The following is a 16,753-nucleotide window of genomic DNA, read 5'->3' as shown; positions in this document are numbered from 1 at the left end:
CTGTTTTTTACTAATGATGATAAGGTTCCCTGTGATCACATCCTCGCTGACTTCGACCCTACTAAGAACCGCGCTACCAGCCGCGGTGGTCGTCGTGTGTGTGGTGGTGGTCGTCGGCAGTGCGCCGTAGGGTCCGAATCAACACAACGATTCCCAAACCCCGCCGGCGCAAACCGGGCGGGGTTTCTTGTTTTAGTCCCCTGCCCAGAATGTGAACCGGCCCTGAGAAAAGGATAGGTACATGGCAATTTCGGGCACGCCTCACCAAGGCCAGCGCTTAACTGGCGCAGAGTTGGTCGTTCATCTGTTGGAACGTCAAGGTATTACCACCATTGCCGGTATTCCCGGCGGTGCCGCACTGCCGCTGTATGATGCGCTCAGCCAAAGCACGCGCATCCGGCATATTCTGGCCCGCCATGAGCAAGGCGCTGGCTTTATGGCGCAAGGCATGGCGCGTGCTAATGGCAAAGCCGCGGTCTGTATCGCCTCTAGTGGCCCTGGTGCCACCAATCTGGTGACAGCCATTGCGGATGCCAAACTCGACTCCATTCCGCTGGTGTGTATCACCGGCCAGGTTTCTTCCTCAATGATCGGCACCGATGCCTTTCAGGAAGTCGATACCTACGGTATTTCTATCCCTATCACCAAATATAACTATTTGGTCCGTGATATCCGCGAATTGCCACAGGTAATCTGTGATGCATTCCGCATCGCTGAGTCTGGTCGCCCGGGCCCAGTATGGATCGACATCCCGAAAGACATTCAAACCGCCGAAATTACCTGGGATCAATTACCCCCGATTGCGGTACCGGACACGCCACCGGCCTTTGACCGTCATCAGGTTGAACAGGCCGCCGCGATGATCAACCAGGCTAAGCGCCCGATTCTCTATCTGGGGGGTGGCATTATCAGTTCACAGGCTCACCAGCCAGCACTGGAGATGGCCGAACGAGCCAACCTGCCGACCACCATGACGTTAATGGCACTGGGGGCGATGCCTGTAGAGCATCCATTATCTTTAGGCATGTTAGGGATGCACGCAGCACGCAGTACCAACTTTATCCTGCAGGAAGCCGACCTGTTAATCGTCATGGGTGCCCGTTTCGATGACCGGGCGATCGGTAAAACCGAGCAATTTTGCCCGAATGCCAATATTATTCATGTGGATATTGATCGTGCCGAACTGGGTAAAATCAAACAGGCCAATATCGCCATTCATGGTGATGTTAACCAGGTACTGCAACAACTGTTACCGTTGATCGAAGCACAACCCCGTAGTCAGTGGCTGAGAATAGTGAACGATCTGAAGCGAGAGTTCCCGCTCAATATGCCGAATGTCGAGAACCCGTTGAGTCATTATGGGTTAGTCAAAGCCGCTGCTCGCTGCGTAGATGAAAATGCCATTATCACCACCGATGTGGGTCAGCATCAAATGTGGGTGGCCCAGGCTTACCCATTAAGCCGCCCGCGCCAATGGCAAACCTCCGGGGGTTTGGGCACGATGGGCTTTGGCCTGCCCGCCGCCATCGGTGCCGCACTGGCAGAACCACAACGTAAAGTGTTGTGTTTTTCCGGGGACGGTAGCCTGATGATGAATATCCAAGAGATGGCAACAGCAGTTGAACACAACCTGGATGTAAAAATCATTCTGATGAACAATCAGGCGTTAGGGCTGGTACATCAGCAGCAGACGCTGTTTTATCAGCAGCATATCTTTGCCGCCGCTTATCCCAAGCAGACCGACTTCTTGAAAATTGCCGCCGGTTTTGGCCTGGATACCTGTGATTTAAATGCCGCAGAGGATCCACAAGCAGCCTTGATGGCGGCGATCCAGCGCCCAGGCCCTTGCCTGATCCACGCCCTGATTGATATTAATGAAAAAGTCTACCCAATGGTGCCACCAGGTGCTGCCAACATTGAAATGATTGGAGAATAAACCATGCAATCACTACAAAAAAATCCACAAGTGATCCTGGAACTGGCGGTGCGTAACCATCCCGGCGTGATGACGCACGTCTGCGGACTGTTTGCCCGCCGCGCATTTAACGTCGAAGGTATTTTGTGTATGCCACTCAAAGATGGCCAACAGAGTCGCATTTGGCTACTGGTGGCGGATGATCAGCGTCTGGTGCAGATGATTAGCCAGGTAGAAAAACTGGAAGATGTACTACAAGTGAAACGCCATAACGAAGATATTCGGGTATTTGAACAGTTGGAGGCGTTCTTCCAGTAGTTTCTGTTAGCGGATTTCAAGCCGTAGCGATACTCTGGTATCCGCATGCTACGGCTTGAAAAACGATAAACATAATATGACCGCTCCCCAACAAGGTTTTGTACTCACTCGCCATTGGCGTGATACCCCAGCCGGTACCGAAGTTGAATTCTGGTTGGCCACTGACCAAGGGCCACAACGGCTACGGCTGCCCCCCCAAACCTCAGTGGCGTTTTTTCCTGCCGAACAGCGTCAGCAAGCAGAATTGTTGTTGCGAGAAGAGCGTCATATCGAGCTAAAACCCCTGCAGCTACTGGATTTTCACCACCGCCCGGTGATTGGCCTCTATTGTCGCCAGTATCGTCAGTTACTTAAGTTGGAAAAACGGCTAAAAGAAGCGGGAGTTCAGGTTTTTGAGGCCGACATCCGCCCACCAGACCGCTACCTGATGGAGCGTTTTATCACTGCTCCGGTGTGGTTCAATGGTCAACCTAGCGCAAATAATCTGTGGCTTAATGGCCAGATGAAACCCTTGGCCCACTATCGCCCGCCGTTAAAACTGGTTTCACTGGACATTGAGACCACCGCCCACGGTGAGCTTTACTCGATAGCCCTGGAGGGCTGTGGTCAACGCCAGGTGTACATGCTTGGCCCGGCTAATGGCAGTAACGAACCGCTGGATTTCGACCTGGAGTACTGCAATAGCCGCCCACAGTTGTTGGAGCGCTTGAACCAGTGGCTGGAACAGCATGACCCTGATGCCATCATTGGTTGGAATCTGGTGCAATTCGACCTGCGAGTGCTACAGAAGCATGCTGAACGTTATCAGATCCCACTTCATTTTGGCCGTGATGGGAACCTGCTGGAATGGCGTGAACATGGTTTCAAACAGAATCACTTCTTTGCTTCGGCGGCTGGGCGCTTGATTATTGACGGCATCGAAGCACTAAAGTCGGCAACCTGGAATTTCCCCTCTTTCAGCCTGGAATATGTTGCTCAGACGCTACTTGGGGAAGGGAAATCCATCGACAACCCTTATCAGCGTATGGCAGAAATTGACCGCCGCTTTGCTGAAGATAAACCGGCTCTGGCGCGTTATAACCTGAAAGATTGTGAGCTGGTAACCCGTATTTTTGCCAAAACCGAATTGCTGCCCTTCTTGTTAGAGCGAGCAACAGTAACCGGGTTGGCCGCCGACCGCAGCGGGGGCTCAGTCGCCGCATTCAGCCATCTTTATATTCCGCGCATGCATCGGCAAGGCTATGTCGCCCCGAATCAAGGGGAATTACCGGAGGAACATAGCCCAGGCGGTTTTGTGATGGACTCACAGCCTGGCCTGTACGACTCGGTACTGGTACTGGATTACAAAAGCCTCTACCCCTCTATTATCCGCACCTTCCTGATCGATCCAGTCGGCCTGGTGGAAGGGATGCAGCAGCCTGACGATCAATTTTCAGTACCGGGGTTTCGTCAAGCTCGTTTCTCACGCAGCAAACACTGCCTGCCGGAGATCGTTCGCCAGATCTGGCACGGGCGTGAAGTGGCTAAACAGCAGCATAACAAACCGCTGTCACAAGCCCTGAAGATCATCATGAACGCGTTTTATGGCGTGTTAGGGGCCAGTGGCTGTCGCTTTTTTGATCCAAGGCTGGCCTCTTCCATAACCTTGCGGGGTCATGAAATCATGCGCCAAACCCGGCAATTGATTGAAGAACAGGGTTATCAGGTGATTTATGGCGATACCGACTCGACGTTTGTCTGGCTCAAAAAAGCCCATAGCGAACAGCAGGCAGTCGAGATTGGCCAGCAATTGACTGCCCACGTCAACCAATGGTGGCAGCAACATCTGCAACAACAATATGGCTTGGATAGTGCGCTGGAATTGGAGTTCGAAACCCATTACTCACGCTTTTTGATGCCGACTATCCGCGGTGCCGAGCAAGGCAGTAAAAAACGTTACGCTGGGTTGAGTATCCAGCCCGATGGCAGTGAAAACATGGTATACAAGGGGCTGGAAACCGTGCGTACTGACTGGACGCCACTGGCTCAGCAATTTCAGCAGCAACTTTATCAGCGCATCTTCAAACAGCAGCCTTATCAGGGGTTTGTTCGCGAGTATGTGGCTAAAACCCTCAACGGAGAATTTGACGACCAACTGGTGTATCGCAAACGTCTGCGGCGTAAGCTGGACGATTATCAACGCAACGTCCCCCCTCATGCGCGCGCAGCACGTATTGCTGATGAGTACAATCGCCAACAAGGGCGGCCTTTACAATATCAAAACGGCGGTTGGATCAGCTATGTAATGACCCTGGCCGGGCCTGAGCCGCTGGAAACCCGGCACTCCCCCATTGATTACAATCACTATCTTGAACGTCAACTTCAACCGGTCGCTGACGCTATCCTGCCCTTTCTACATGATGACTTCGCCACCCTGATCACCGGGCAGATGGGGTTGTTCTGAGGAGAGATAGATCGCCACTCCTCTTCAAGTGGCAGAGATGAAAGCTGCAACTAGAATAAACAGGGGGATACATTGCGATGAAGCAGCAAAATCATTCGGTTTGGCAGGTGACGTATGCGCTACCTTCCATTACCATAGCGCCCTTCTGAATTTTGTGCGCCTTGCAAGCGCCGATACCCCAATTCATTCATGTTGCTGCCAGACGGCAAATGAAGCGTAGCTTATAAATCAAGCAAGTCGCTGCAACTTGAATGACGATGGGTATAAGTCACTATTATCCGGTGACGGGACTAACTTAATAAAAATCGAGCCAACAAATTATGCCTTTTACACTTGGTCAGCGCTGGATCAGCGATACAGAAAGCGAATTGGGATTGGGTACCGTGGTAGCACTGGATACCCGTATGGTTACCCTATTGTTCCCTGCTATCGGTGAAAACCGCCTCTATGCCAGAAACCACTCTCCCATCACCCGTGTCATGTTTAATCCGGGGGATACCATCAGCAACCACGAAGGTTGGCAGTTGCAAGTGGAGGAAGTCAAAGAGGAGAACGGCCTGCTGACCTATATCGGCACACGTCTGGATACGCAGGAAAGCGGCGTCGCCATGCGTGAAGTGCTGCTGGACAGTAAATTGACCTTCAGCAAACCACAAGACCGCCTGTTTGCCGGGCAGATTGATCGTATGGATCGCTTTGCCCTGCGTTTCCGCGCCCGCAAATACCAAAGTGAACAATATCGCCTGTCGTTTGCCGGTTTGCGCGGCATGCGTACCAGCTTAATTCCGCACCAATTGCATATTGCCTATGAAGTCGGCCAACGCCACGCTCCGCGAGTGTTATTGGCAGATGAAGTGGGGTTGGGTAAAACCATTGAAGCCGGGATGATTATTCATCAGCAATTGCTGGCTGGCCGCGCCGAACGCGTATTGATCGTAGTACCGGAAACCTTGCAGCATCAGTGGCTGGTGGAAATGATGCGCCGTTTCAATCTCTATTTCTCGCTGTTCGACGATAGCCGCTATAGCGAAGCCTTGCTGGATAGCAGCAATCCCTTCGAAACCGAGCAACTGGTCATCTGTTCGCTGGATTTTGTGCGCAGTAACCGCCAACGCCTTGCTCAGTTAGCTGATGCCCAATGGGATCTGCTGGTGGTGGATGAGGCTCATCATCTGGCCTGGAGTGAAGAGGCCCCCAGCCGCGAATACCAAGTTATTGAGCAACTGGCAGAGGAGATCCCTGGCGTACTGCTATTAACCGCCACCCCGGAACAACTGGGTCAGCAAAGTCACTTTGCCCGCCTGCGCCTGCTGGATCCCAACCGGTTTCATCACTATGCAGAATTTGTCGCTGAACAACAAAAATACCATCCGGTGGCGGATGCAGTCGCCCTGTTATTAAGCGGCGAACGGTTGACGGATGATCAACTCAACCTGCTGGGTGAACTGATCGACGAACAAGACATTGAGCCATTACTTAAAGCGGCCAACAGTAACAGCGATAATCGCCAGCAAGCACGGCAAGAGCTGGTCACCATGCTGATGGACCGCCACGGCACCAGCCGTATCCTGTTCCGTAATAGCCGCAATGGCGTGAAGGGGTTCCCTCACCGTCATCTGCACCAAATCAAGCTACCGCTCCCCGCGCAGTATCAAACCGCCATTAAAGTCTCTGGCATCATGAGCGCGAATAAAACCCTTGAAGCTCGCGCCCGTGACCTACTCTACCCTGAACAAATTTATCAGGCGTTCGAAGGGGAAAACGCCACCTGGTGGAATTTTGACCCTCGGGTTGAATGGTTGTTGGATTATTTGGTGGCTAACCGCCATGAAAAAGTGCTGGTGATTTGTGCCAAAGCCGCCACAGCACTGCAACTGGAGCAAGTGTTACGTGAACGGGAAGCAATCCGCGCAGCGGTTTTCCATGAAGGGTTATCAATCATTGAGCGTGACCGCGCTGCGGCTTACTTCGCGTCACAAGAAGAAGGGGCACAAGTGTTACTGTGCTCTGAAATCGGTTCCGAAGGGCGTAACTTCCAGTTTGCCAGTCACTTGGTGATGTTTGATCTGCCCTTTAACCCAGACCTGCTGGAACAGCGTATTGGTCGTTTGGACCGCATCGGCCAGATGCATGATATCCAAATCATGGTGCCTTATCTGGAAAATACCGCCCAAGCGGTGTTGGGGCGCTGGTTCCATGAAGGGCTTGATGCTTTCGAACATACCTGCCCCACTGGCAGGCCGATTTATGACAGTTGCTACCAGCAGTTAATGGGTTACCTGGCGGCACCGCACGAGCAGGCTGACCTGGATGATTTTATTCATCGTTGTCGTCAGCAACACAACCAACTCAAAGCGCAGTTAGAGCAAGGGCGTGATCGTCTGCTGGAAATGCACTCCAACGGTGGAGAGCAAGCCCAGGCACTGGCTAACACCATTGCGGAGCAGGATAATGACGTCAATCTGATAAATTTTGCGCTGAATCTGTTTGATATTGTCGGCATCAATCAAGAAGATCGCAGTGATAACCTGATTGTCCTAACCCCTTCCGACCATATGCTGGTGCCAGACTTCCCGGGCCTGCCGCAAGATGGCTGTACCGTCACCTTCGACCGGGAACAGGCGTTATCCCGTGAGGATGCCCAATTTATTACCTGGGAGCACCCCATTATTCGCAATGGTCTGGACCTAATCCTCTCCGGCGATATGGGCAGTACCGCAGTCTCCCTGTTAAAAAACAAGGCACTGCCAGTAGGAACACTGTTGGTGGAACTGGTTTATGTGGTTGAAGCACAAGCGCCGAAACAACTGCAACTGACCCGCTTTCTGCCGCCGACGCCAATCCGCCTGCTGATGGACCGCAAAGGTAATAACCTGGCAGCACAAGTGGAGTTTGAAAGCTTCAACCGCCAGTTAAATGCCGTTAACCGCAATACGTCCAGCAAGTTGGTCAATGCCGTGCAGCAGGAAGTGCATAGCATGATATTGCAGGCTGAAAACCTGCTGGAACAACAAGCTCGGGAGTTGATCGAACAAGCCAAACAGCAAGCCGATGATAATTTGAGTAGCGAACTGGCCCGTTTGGAAGCCCTGAAGGCGGTCAACCCCAATATCCGTGATGACGAAGTGGAAGCGCTGGAATTAAACCGCAAGCAAGTGCTGGCTAACCTGAACGAGGCAGGGTGGCGGTTGGATGCCATCCGCCTGGTGGTAGTATCTCACCAGTAACCTACTTATGGGGGGATTGATTCACGATTCACGTTTAACGTGTACCGCAATCCCCCGCTATATACCCCAAATAATAGATATGAACGCTGCTGGCGCGCCTCATTAGGGCAAGGCTTAGAAAGAACCGGGCACCTACGATAAAAAAGGACTTTTTAACCCCCAAAACCTCACCTCTATTTTCAGCGTTATATTTCGAATAACTATTTTTTATAGAATATAAAACCCATTGGCGATGCTTTTTATATTAAATGCATCATTAAATCATCAATAGATCACATTGCCATCACGGTTACCTCGCGAGGTCAGTCGCAGTATACTCCGCGCACTGCAAATTTATACCCAAGTTCATTTGCATTGCTTACAGTACCCTAGAGTGGAGTGAGACTCTGGGAGCAGGCGAAAGCAGCTACCAGCACCAGCAACTTGAAGAACAAGGGGGATATTCCCATCGGTGAATAGAATGACAACAGGGATATTAATCATGAAGATAAGATTGCCATTACTGCTATTGATATTACTTTTTCCACCGTTAACCAAAGCGGATTATGTCAGCGTTTTTTATACCGGTTGGGTCAACCCTGCTAATAATCTTAATATTGCCATATCCAACTTTACCGTCCCCGTTTTTTTATATCAAAATATATTTCTCACACGGACTAATGGTAGCGCCCAGGCGGCAAAATGCGATGTAGTCTCTTTTCCTGCCTCGTATGTACATCGTCGGTTTTGGCTGCTGGTGCCCAATGAAACGGTTGCGCAAGGAATGAATTTTATCCATAACTCCAACGCGGGGCTGACGCAGATAACTAATGTTCCCGTTCCACCCGGCTATACACTTTGGGCTTCAGGGGAACTGTTAACAAACATGCCTCAGCCAAATGCTAATATTCCTTGCCCCAGCCCGGGCAGCATAGCTAACATCGACAGGATAAGTAACTTTTTCGGCGGTATTTTATACAGATTACAAAATCCCATCGGGGGAGCCTATAATATTCGGCTGCCAATCTATGCCGGTATGCAGTTTATTTATACTTCAACCACCAGCAGGCCCTCTGCCGCCGTTTTTGATAGAGAAGTGTCTAATTTACTGTTATCTGCTGGCCCTGAGTACATTAATATACGAGCCACTGTTCAAGCAGAATGTTCGTTGAGTAGTGGCGGTAGTGACATTAATATTAATCATGGCCCCATTATGTTGCAGCAAGGTGTTACCGCTTACCCATCCAACGATTACACGTTAGGGTTAAATTGCACGTCACCAGCGTCGGCGAGTTTTTCCCTAAAGGGGACTAACCCCGTCAGTGGCAAGAGCGAAAATTATACACAATGCGGGCCAGGGGGGACTTGTCAGTTACTCTTTGATATACCCAGTGACAATATTTTTAACCAATATTCTGCCACCACAGCTAGCTCCTCTGGGAATAAAAATATTCTTATTCGCTCTATTTATCAACCCAACGCAGTACCTGTCGCGGGTGACTTTACGGGCTCTGCCGTATTGACGGTGTTGATCAATTAACGTTGATAGCCATCGCCAATCAAGCTACAGCGCTGTTAGCTATATGACGAGGTCCATCCGTGGACCTCGCCCCTTACCGGCTAACGTGAACGGCGTTAAAATCCGCCCCAGGCGGGTTTGTCGCCCGCCCTGGTCACATAGTTATCTATGCTAGGGCCTCACTCGCTTGCCGCACCTCATTAGGAACCAGGCTTAGAAAGAACCGGGTACCTGCGATAAAAAAGGACTTTTTCACCCCCAAAATCTCACCTCTATTTTTTTATTTTTCAGCGTTATACTTCAAATAAATATTTTTTATAGAATATAAAACCCATTGGTGACTTTTTTTATATTAAATGCATCATTAAATCATCAATAGAACACATTTACATTATGGTTACCTCACAAGGTCAGTAGCACTATACTTCATGCACTGCAAATTTATACCCAAGTTCATTTGTATAGCTTACAGTGCCCTAGAGTGAGGTGAGACTCAGGGAGCAGGCGAAAGCAGCTACAGCACCGGCGACTTGAAGAACAAGGAGTATATTTCCATCGGTGAATAGAATGACAACAGGAATATTAATCATGAAGATAAGATTGCCATTACTGCTATTGACATTACTTTTTCCACCGTTAACCAAAGCGGATTATGTCAGCGTTGTTTATACCGGCTGGGTCAATCCAGCTAATAATTTTGATATTGGCATATCCAACGTTACCGTCCCCGTTTTTTTATATCCAAGATTATTTTTCTCACGGACGAATGCTAATGTTCTGGCGACAAAGTGCGATGTAGCCTCTGTTACGTACCGAAATGTAAATAGTCGATTTTGGCTGCTGATACCCAATGTAAGCGTTGCGCAAGGAATGACGTTTACCCATCCCAACAACACGATTGCAGAGGTAACTAATGTTCCTGTTCCTCCCGGCTATACTCTTTGGGCTTCAGATCAGCTATTGACGGTTGATAGCCAATCACCTGACATTGCCTGCCCTAACCCAGGGAGCCAAGTTCAGGTCGATAGACCAAATAACTTTTTCGGCGGTATATCATACAGATTACGAAATCCCATCGCGGGAGTCTATAATATTCGCCTGCCTATCTATGCCGGTGTACACACTGTTTATTATCCGGGCATCGCCCGCCCCCCTGCCTCCTCGTTTAATAGCGAAATAGCTAATTTGCTGTTATCTGCTGGCCCAGAGTACATTAATATACGAGCCACTGTTCAAGCGGAATGTTCGTTGAGTAGTGGCGGTAGTGACATTAATATTAATCATGGACCCATTATGTTGCAGCAAGGTGTTACCGCTTACCCATCCAAAGATTACACGTTAGGGTTAAATTGCACGTCACCGGCGTCGGCGAGTTTTTCCCTAAAGGGGAGTAATCCCGTCAGCGGCAAGAGCGAAAATTATACACAATGCGGGCCAGGGGGGACTTGTCAGCTACTCTTTGATATACCCAGTGACAATATTTATAACCAATATTCTGCCACCACAGCTAGCTCCTCTGGGAATAAAAATATTCTTATTCGCTCTATTTATCAACCCAACGCGGTACCTGTTGCGGGTGACTTTACGGGCTCTGCCGTATTGACGGTGTTGATCAATTAACGTTGATAGCCGTCGCCAATCAAGCTACAGCGCTGTTAGTTACATGACGAGGTCCATCCGTGGACCTCGCCCCTTACCGGCTAACGTGAGCGGCGTTCAAATCGGTCCTGACCGATTTTTCACTCAGTTGCCGCCTACAAGCAAATCAAATTATTTTGGATATAAAGCCTATTACCATTACTTTATTACTCGATTAACTTACTGTGACTGATTATTTATTTTGGCTCTCAGTAGGCAAGCGTTTTTGTGTTTCGATAAATATCGTCTTTGCTTCAACGGCTATATCAGGGTAATTTGAGAAAAATCCATCCATTCCCAATTCAAAGAAACCCAAATATTCAGCAATAGACAGAGCATCTGCCCTTGATTTATTAAACGTCCAGCCGGTTACCGTCATACCAAGATCATGAGCATATGTATAAAGTCCAGGTGTATATAGAGGCCAACTTGAACTTGTTGTCAATGCTTTAGAGGTGGAGAGAGATACACCAATATTTGGCGCGTATTCTTTTATATCCGCCAGACGAATCACCTGTGGGGGATTGTCTTGTGTAAGGACGCAGTAATCTTGGCAATCTACACCTAAATTGGCACTGTAATCAGTATCATTAAAGCCACTATCAACCGCATTACCCAGTTGTACCAGTGGTAATAAATACCCTCTATTTTGCATTTTATTTTTTAAGCTTTTTAATGTTTCCGCACTAAAAGATTGAATGAAAACTTTACTTTTTTCAGTGTAACCATATTTCTCCAATGATTCTAATATTTTATCCTCTTGGACTTCATCTTTCAGTTTGGCTTCTGGGTAGATACCAATCTCTTTTCCTGTCTCTTTTGACAGCCTTTGAGCCAACTGAATCACTTCATCAAAAGTAGGAACCTTAAAGGGCTCATCGGATACTGGCGTAAAACCAGGATAAGTATATTTAGCTGTACCGTTTAGCTTCATTTCAAGCTGTTTGATCTCCGCTAAGGTGTACTCCCCTACATTAGTAGAACCATTTCTAGCACCAAAGCGATCTAAAACATCCGTTGTCCGCTCTAAAGTATTATCATGAACAGCGACAAGCACCCCATCTTTTGTTAATTGGAGATCAGGCTCAATGTATTCAGCACCCATTTTAACTGCCAACTCATAAGCCCCTAATGTATGCTCAGGTAAATATCCGCTTGCACCTCTGTGTGCAATGATTACCGGTGATTTAATGGGTTTTAGCTCTGGGTCGATATATTCCGTTTTTGTAACATATTCGGTATCACCTTTGATATATTCCGTTTTTGTCTCATACTTGGTATCACCATCGCAGCCAATTAATAACATCGCACTTAATGCCGCAGTGCTAAAATTAACTATTGTATTGCTCCTCATTACACTCTCCTTTGGTAAATTAGGATTAATAATAAATTTTAAACGTCATTTAAATCAAGGTTGCTTTATCCAAAAAACCAGACAAATACATTATCACAGGCTATACCCATTTCATGCCTATGCTAACCACCTTATATTACAGTCTTATGAAAGAAATAATTCACATCAGTTTAAAAATAATTTTTCTTTAAGAAAATCATCAGGATTAGCAATACGAACCTTCTTTAGCGTATGACCCCTGCCCAAAAAGCTCATCGGATCTCGAAGAAATCATTGGCTACGTGCTGAGGTAATGGTGATTATTTCAGCCATGGCCTCACCAATTTCATCGTCACGCTGATGGTTTAGACTTGGTGAATGGGCAAATGCTAACCTTCTCGTGCTTAAATCAAAGGCGATAAATTCAAAACAGCTTTCCTGCCTCAGCCAGCTTGGCCTGATAAATTTCGGCAAAACACTCCCGTAACCACTGGCTGGCTGGGTCATTGTTCAAACGGGTACTCCAAGCTAATACATGTGGCATATCCGGTATAGCAAATGGAACGGGCTTTACCTGTAATTCAAAACGCTCCATCGCATCGGCCAAAACAATCACAGGTAAGGTGGTGAGCATATTGGTTTGCGCCAATAAGGGGGCCACAGCACCAAACGTTGGTACCACAAGACCCGTTCTTCGCTGCAATTTGACTTTTTCTGCTGCAGATATCACTGGATTATGTACCCGGTCACCGATGCCAACCACAATATGGGGCCAACCAGCCCATGCCTTTTTACCCCAACGTTGCAGCGCAGGATGCCCCACTCGCATAAAACACGCCCACTTAAAATCCCCTACCCTCATTGAAGCGACCCCCTCTGGCTTTGGGATCGCTTCTGGCAATAACGCCAAATCAACCAGCCCCTCAGCAACATCTACAGGCGTACTGACTTTTGGAATATCCCACTCAATCAATATATTGGGTGCTTCTTGCTGAATACGTTGCATCAGGTGAGAAAACAAATTCATAGCCAAATCGGGAACAACCAAGCGAAAACGTCGAGTCGAGGTTGCTGCATCAAAAGCTTCACGTGGACTCAAGATACGCTCAATACTGCGTAAAATGGGGCGAACCTCTTCTACCAACTCCAGTGCGTAGGGACTCGGTTGCATCCGCCCGCCCACTTTAACCAATAACGGATCACCCAATTGGTCCCGTAAACGTGCAAGCGCATGACTAATCGCAGACTGTGTACGCCCTAATTGTTCGGCCGTCTTGGAAACACTACCTTCGCGCATTAACGTCTCGAACAATAACAGCAGGTTCAGATCCACTTTTCTTAAATCAATTTTATTCATGAGGTGTTAATAATATTCATTATATTCATCTTATCTTATGCCATAAAATCGGTTTCGTATCTAAATTTTCATGGAGAGAATAATGACAAAATCTGCGTTTTACCTACGATTGGTCTGTGGAGCCACGTTACTGACCGGCACATTTGTGTCTCTGGGGCTTCAAGCGAAAAACCTTGCCCCTGCGGAGGCGCAAACGATAGTCGCGCCATTTTACGATGCACTGAACGCCGCCCCCGGTAAAAATGCTGAAAAGCTTATTTTGCAGGCTACCGCGCCAGAATGGGTGTCTTGTAGTGGCAATGATGAGTGCAAACCACGTGAGAAAGTGGCTGCGGGCATTGCAGGCTTTGGCAAAGTGATCCCAAATTTGAAATGGGAAATCAAAGAACTGCTGGTCGACGGTAACCGTATTATTGTTCGTGGTGAAGCCTCTGGCACACCCGCTAATGAATTTATGGGAGTACCTTATGGGGGCAAAAGCTTCAAGATCATGTCTATCGATATCCACACTGTGAAAAATGGTAAAATCGAGCGTTCTTACCATGTGGAAGATTGGATGAGCGCGGTGCGTCAACTGTCCGCGAAATAATTCTATATCCAAGTTGATTCAAGTTGCCTGTAGGCTCCTGAGCTTATCGCCTCTCAGCGACTTGAATGACTTTGAATTTGGATAAACTTCGCAGCATTACCGCCCTTTAACGCTGATTGCTGTGGCTAAGAGGCCTATTCCGCAGCATCGTGAATTTATCTATTTCGACTGAGTCGCTAACCAAATGAAACCAACACTGTTTCGCTATATATTTGCGCTGCCATTATGGGTTACCGCCATCTGCCTTTTTTCTTTAAATGTTCACACAGCATTAGCTGAGAGCCTGCAGGCTGTAACAACCATTAGCAATGGCGCATATAAACCGCATAGTGTTGTCATTCAACCCGTACAGTTTGCGGGGAAGGATGCTATAGCCGTGGAATTAGCCCCCGATGTACAGCAGCGTATTCTCGCTGGTGATGTGGGTGCCAATGGGCCAACCTATGCTATTGCAGATATCCCGTTTAGGGATGGCATCATTGAGTTAGATATTGCCGCAGAGATCAATGGCAAAGGACAAGCTGATGCACGAGGCTTTGTCGGAATAGCATTTCACGTGAACGAAAATCCCGATACTTATGAAGCCGTTTATCTACGTATGGCTAATGGCACATTAAATCAGCCACCGCCCCCAGCACCTCGTGATAAACGAGCGGTGCAATATGTAGCACACCCAAACTTTCACTTTAATGTCTCCCGTCAGGAAACCCCCGGTAAATACGAAAAAGCGGCTCCGGTAGCGCTAGGACGTTGGTATCACTTACGCTTGGCGATCAAAGGTTCTGATTTGCGCGCCAGCGTTGATGGTATAGAAGTTCTCCATGTGACCGACCTCAAATACGCAGGGCAGTCAGGTCGTGTTGGCTTATGGGTCGATGACGGCACACGAGGTTACTTTCGGAATTTGCAAGTCAGCAGCCATTAATCAAACAGCATCGTTGCAATGTCACCTTGGTCAGTCATATAGACAACATATTGAGCGTGAAAACCTGACGTTGCGTAACCGACTGAAACACCTCAATCAGCCGAAAGATAGACAGCCGCCCGGCAACGAGCGGGGTATGCCTAAACCCGGCACTGAGCCCCGCCCAAACACCAATCCATCAGCGAATCTGATTTTTCTGTTGCACAATATCAGCCATCACCGCCAGCGCAATCTCTGCCGGCGTTTTACTGCCGAGCGGTAAGCCGATAGGGGCATGGATACGCGCGAGTTCCTGGGGGCTAAATTCTGCAATCTGTTTGAGCCGTTGGCGGCGGTGCTCGCTGTTTCGTTGAGAACCCATCGCACCAATATAAAACGCCGGGGTATGGATAGCCTCCATCAGCGTTAAATCATCCATGCGCGGATCGTGGGTCAGCGCCACGATCGCCGTATTGGCGTGGCATCCCCCTTGTTCAATAAACTTTGCCGGAAACTGGCGTAGTAAAGTGATGGGGGGCTTGAGCTGGCTGGCGAAGTTTTCCAGCGCTTCTGGCCGGTTTTCGCACACCAGAACCTCGAAGCCTAATGCGCTGGCAAAATCGGCGCAAAACAGCGCAACGCTGGAAAGACCGGCAATCAATAACCGTGGCGCTGCGGCAATATGTAATGTGATGGTTTGCTGATCCCGTACCACTTGGCTCGTGCTGACAAATTGGGTGGTTTCCAGACTGTTACAGGCATTGGGTAAGGTCAGGCGTTTGATCAAAGCATGGTGACCAGCCAACGCATCGGCAATGGTACGTATATAACGGATGCTGGCATCACCTGCGGACAGGTGCTCGATCAAGACATCCAGAACGCCACCGCAAGGGAGAGCAAGGTTAGGGGCCAATCCGCCCGCGCCGTAACGGATCACTTGGCTGGCAGCTTGATATTCACCGGCGGCTAAACGGCGTAGAAAATCCTCTTCCACACAACCACCGGACAGCGAGCCACAATAGTGCCCATCGCGGGTGGCCACCATCAGCGCGCCAGGGGAACGGGGGGAGGATCCGTAAGTGTTCAGCACGGTACACAACCACACTGGCTGCTGTTCTAGCCAGTTTATCGCCTGGCTGACTACGCTGATATCAAGGTGTTGCATCAATGAATTTACTCGTTCGCTGCCAGCGGTGATGGCAGAAGGTTATGTTCAAATACGGTGGGCTTGAATTTATCAGCCTGGATAACGTGTTCATGATGTCCGGTAACGAGCATCACAATATCTGTTGCCATCTTATCTAACCGCTATTGCGCAAGTCATGCTCCCTGCAAAGAATTCACGTGTTTTTATATGTGATTTTTTTGAAAGCAGAATGTTAATTCTTACATAATTTCTTTTATAAGCATATGATTATAGCGTCTCCAGCAAGATTCCATGCAGTTGCGCAACGAACCTGCTGAAAAAAAACGAATTAGCCCTTACCTCCCCAGTCTCGGTGTTATTAGTTGCAGGGAGATATAGTGGATA

Annotated in this window: 13 protein-coding genes; 9 read left to right on the top strand and 4 right to left on the bottom strand. The window is 48.7% G+C overall.

Annotated features, from left to right (window positions below):
* Positions 1–16 precede the first annotated feature (16 nt).
* From ivbL to AC2A06_RS02260, 7 genes are all read left to right on the top strand, one after another.
* On the top strand, positions 17–130 hold the full coding sequence (gene ivbL / locus AC2A06_RS02290) for an ilvB operon leader peptide IvbL (RefSeq protein ID WP_369794375.1): 114 nt from the start codon (positions 17–19) through the stop codon (positions 128–130).
* Positions 131–241: 111 nt separating this feature from the next.
* Positions 242–1,936, top strand: coding sequence for an acetolactate synthase large subunit (gene ilvB, locus AC2A06_RS02285; protein WP_484379226.1), 1,695 nt, complete (start codon positions 242–244; stop codon positions 1,934–1,936).
* Between the two features lie 3 nt (positions 1,937–1,939).
* Positions 1,940–2,233 carry an acetolactate synthase small subunit gene (gene ilvN / locus AC2A06_RS02280; protein ID WP_473196039.1) on the top strand — a complete coding sequence of 98 codons (294 nt, stop codon included), beginning with the start codon at positions 1,940–1,942 and terminating at the stop codon, positions 2,231–2,233.
* 76 nt (positions 2,234–2,309) lie between these two features.
* A complete protein-coding gene (locus AC2A06_RS02275) occupies positions 2,310–4,676 on the top strand; it encodes a DNA polymerase II (protein WP_484379225.1) in 2,367 nt (788 codons plus the stop codon).
* A 320-nt stretch (positions 4,677–4,996) separates the two neighbouring features.
* Positions 4,997–7,903 (top strand): RNA polymerase-associated protein RapA, encoded by a 2,907-nt coding sequence (gene rapA, locus AC2A06_RS02270; RefSeq protein WP_023490583.1) that lies wholly within the window; start codon positions 4,997–4,999, stop codon positions 7,901–7,903.
* A gap of 481 nt (positions 7,904–8,384) precedes the next feature.
* Positions 8,385–9,422, top strand: coding sequence for a hypothetical protein (locus AC2A06_RS02265; protein WP_484379224.1), 1,038 nt, complete (start codon positions 8,385–8,387; stop codon positions 9,420–9,422).
* Positions 9,423–9,989: 567 nt separating this feature from the next.
* Positions 9,990–11,021, top strand: coding sequence for a hypothetical protein (locus AC2A06_RS02260; protein ID WP_484379223.1), 1,032 nt, complete (start codon positions 9,990–9,992; stop codon positions 11,019–11,021).
* A gap of 211 nt (positions 11,022–11,232) precedes the next feature.
* Here AC2A06_RS02260 and AC2A06_RS02255 read toward each other — a convergent pair whose 3' ends face one another.
* Positions 11,233–12,393, bottom strand: a complete 1,161-nt coding sequence (locus tag AC2A06_RS02255) for a glycerophosphodiester phosphodiesterase family protein (protein ID WP_484379222.1) — start codon at positions 12,391–12,393, stop codon at positions 11,233–11,235.
* A gap of 403 nt (positions 12,394–12,796) precedes the next feature.
* Complete coding sequence (locus AC2A06_RS02250) at positions 12,797–13,729, bottom strand: LysR family transcriptional regulator (protein ID WP_484379221.1); 933 nt, start codon at positions 13,727–13,729, stop codon at positions 12,797–12,799.
* An 82-nt stretch (positions 13,730–13,811) separates the two neighbouring features.
* On the opposite strand from AC2A06_RS02250, the gene AC2A06_RS02245 reads away from it, so the two are divergent.
* Both AC2A06_RS02245 and AC2A06_RS02240 read left to right on the top strand, forming a co-directional pair.
* The gene (locus tag AC2A06_RS02245; protein ID WP_484379220.1) at positions 13,812–14,318 is read left to right on the top strand and encodes an ester cyclase; all 507 of its coding nucleotides are present in this window, start codon (positions 13,812–13,814) and stop codon (positions 14,316–14,318) included.
* A 376-nt stretch (positions 14,319–14,694) separates the two neighbouring features.
* Positions 14,695–15,243: a 3-keto-alpha-glucoside-1,2-lyase-like domain-containing protein gene (locus tag AC2A06_RS02240; RefSeq protein ID WP_484379219.1), complete on the top strand. Its 549-nt coding sequence runs from the start codon at positions 14,695–14,697 to the stop codon at positions 15,241–15,243.
* A 178-nt stretch (positions 15,244–15,421) separates the two neighbouring features.
* Here AC2A06_RS02240 and AC2A06_RS02235 read toward each other — a convergent pair whose 3' ends face one another.
* Together AC2A06_RS02235 and AC2A06_RS02230 are read right to left on the bottom strand one after the other, a co-directional pair.
* Positions 15,422–16,387 (bottom strand): XdhC family protein, encoded by a 966-nt coding sequence (locus AC2A06_RS02235; RefSeq protein ID WP_484379218.1) that lies wholly within the window; start codon positions 16,385–16,387, stop codon positions 15,422–15,424.
* 8 nt (positions 16,388–16,395) lie between these two features.
* On the bottom strand, positions 16,396–16,518 hold the full coding sequence (locus tag AC2A06_RS02230; protein WP_484379217.1) for a hypothetical protein: 123 nt from the start codon (positions 16,516–16,518) through the stop codon (positions 16,396–16,398).
* Positions 16,519–16,753 lie beyond the last annotated feature (235 nt).

Source organism: Serratia sp. HNCC26DJ244 (assembly GCF_057180565.1).
Note: the sequence above shows the minus strand (reverse complement) of the source record. Positions and strands in the feature narration are given on the sequence as shown.

Coding starts and splice junctions, on each gene's coding strand:
- ivbL (WP_369794375.1), top strand. CDS start 17: ATGATAAGGTTCCCTGTGATCACATCCTCGCTGACTTCGACCCTACTA.
- ilvB (WP_484379226.1), top strand. CDS start 242: ATGGCAATTTCGGGCACGCCTCACCAAGGCCAGCGCTTAACTGGCGCA.
- ilvN (WP_473196039.1), top strand. CDS start 1,940: ATGCAATCACTACAAAAAAATCCACAAGTGATCCTGGAACTGGCGGTG.
- AC2A06_RS02275 (WP_484379225.1), top strand. CDS start 2,310: ATGACCGCTCCCCAACAAGGTTTTGTACTCACTCGCCATTGGCGTGAT.
- rapA (WP_023490583.1), top strand. CDS start 4,997: ATGCCTTTTACACTTGGTCAGCGCTGGATCAGCGATACAGAAAGCGAA.
- AC2A06_RS02265 (WP_484379224.1), top strand. CDS start 8,385: ATGAAGATAAGATTGCCATTACTGCTATTGATATTACTTTTTCCACCG.
- AC2A06_RS02260 (WP_484379223.1), top strand. CDS start 9,990: ATGAAGATAAGATTGCCATTACTGCTATTGACATTACTTTTTCCACCG.
- AC2A06_RS02255 (WP_484379222.1), bottom strand. CDS start 12,393: ATGAGGAGCAATACAATAGTTAATTTTAGCACTGCGGCATTAAGTGCG.
- AC2A06_RS02250 (WP_484379221.1), bottom strand. CDS start 13,729: ATGAATAAAATTGATTTAAGAAAAGTGGATCTGAACCTGCTGTTATTG.
- AC2A06_RS02245 (WP_484379220.1), top strand. CDS start 13,812: ATGACAAAATCTGCGTTTTACCTACGATTGGTCTGTGGAGCCACGTTA.
- AC2A06_RS02235 (WP_484379218.1), bottom strand. CDS start 16,387: ATGCAACACCTTGATATCAGCGTAGTCAGCCAGGCGATAAACTGGCTA.
- AC2A06_RS02230 (WP_484379217.1), bottom strand. CDS start 16,518: ATGGCAACAGATATTGTGATGCTCGTTACCGGACATCATGAACACGTT.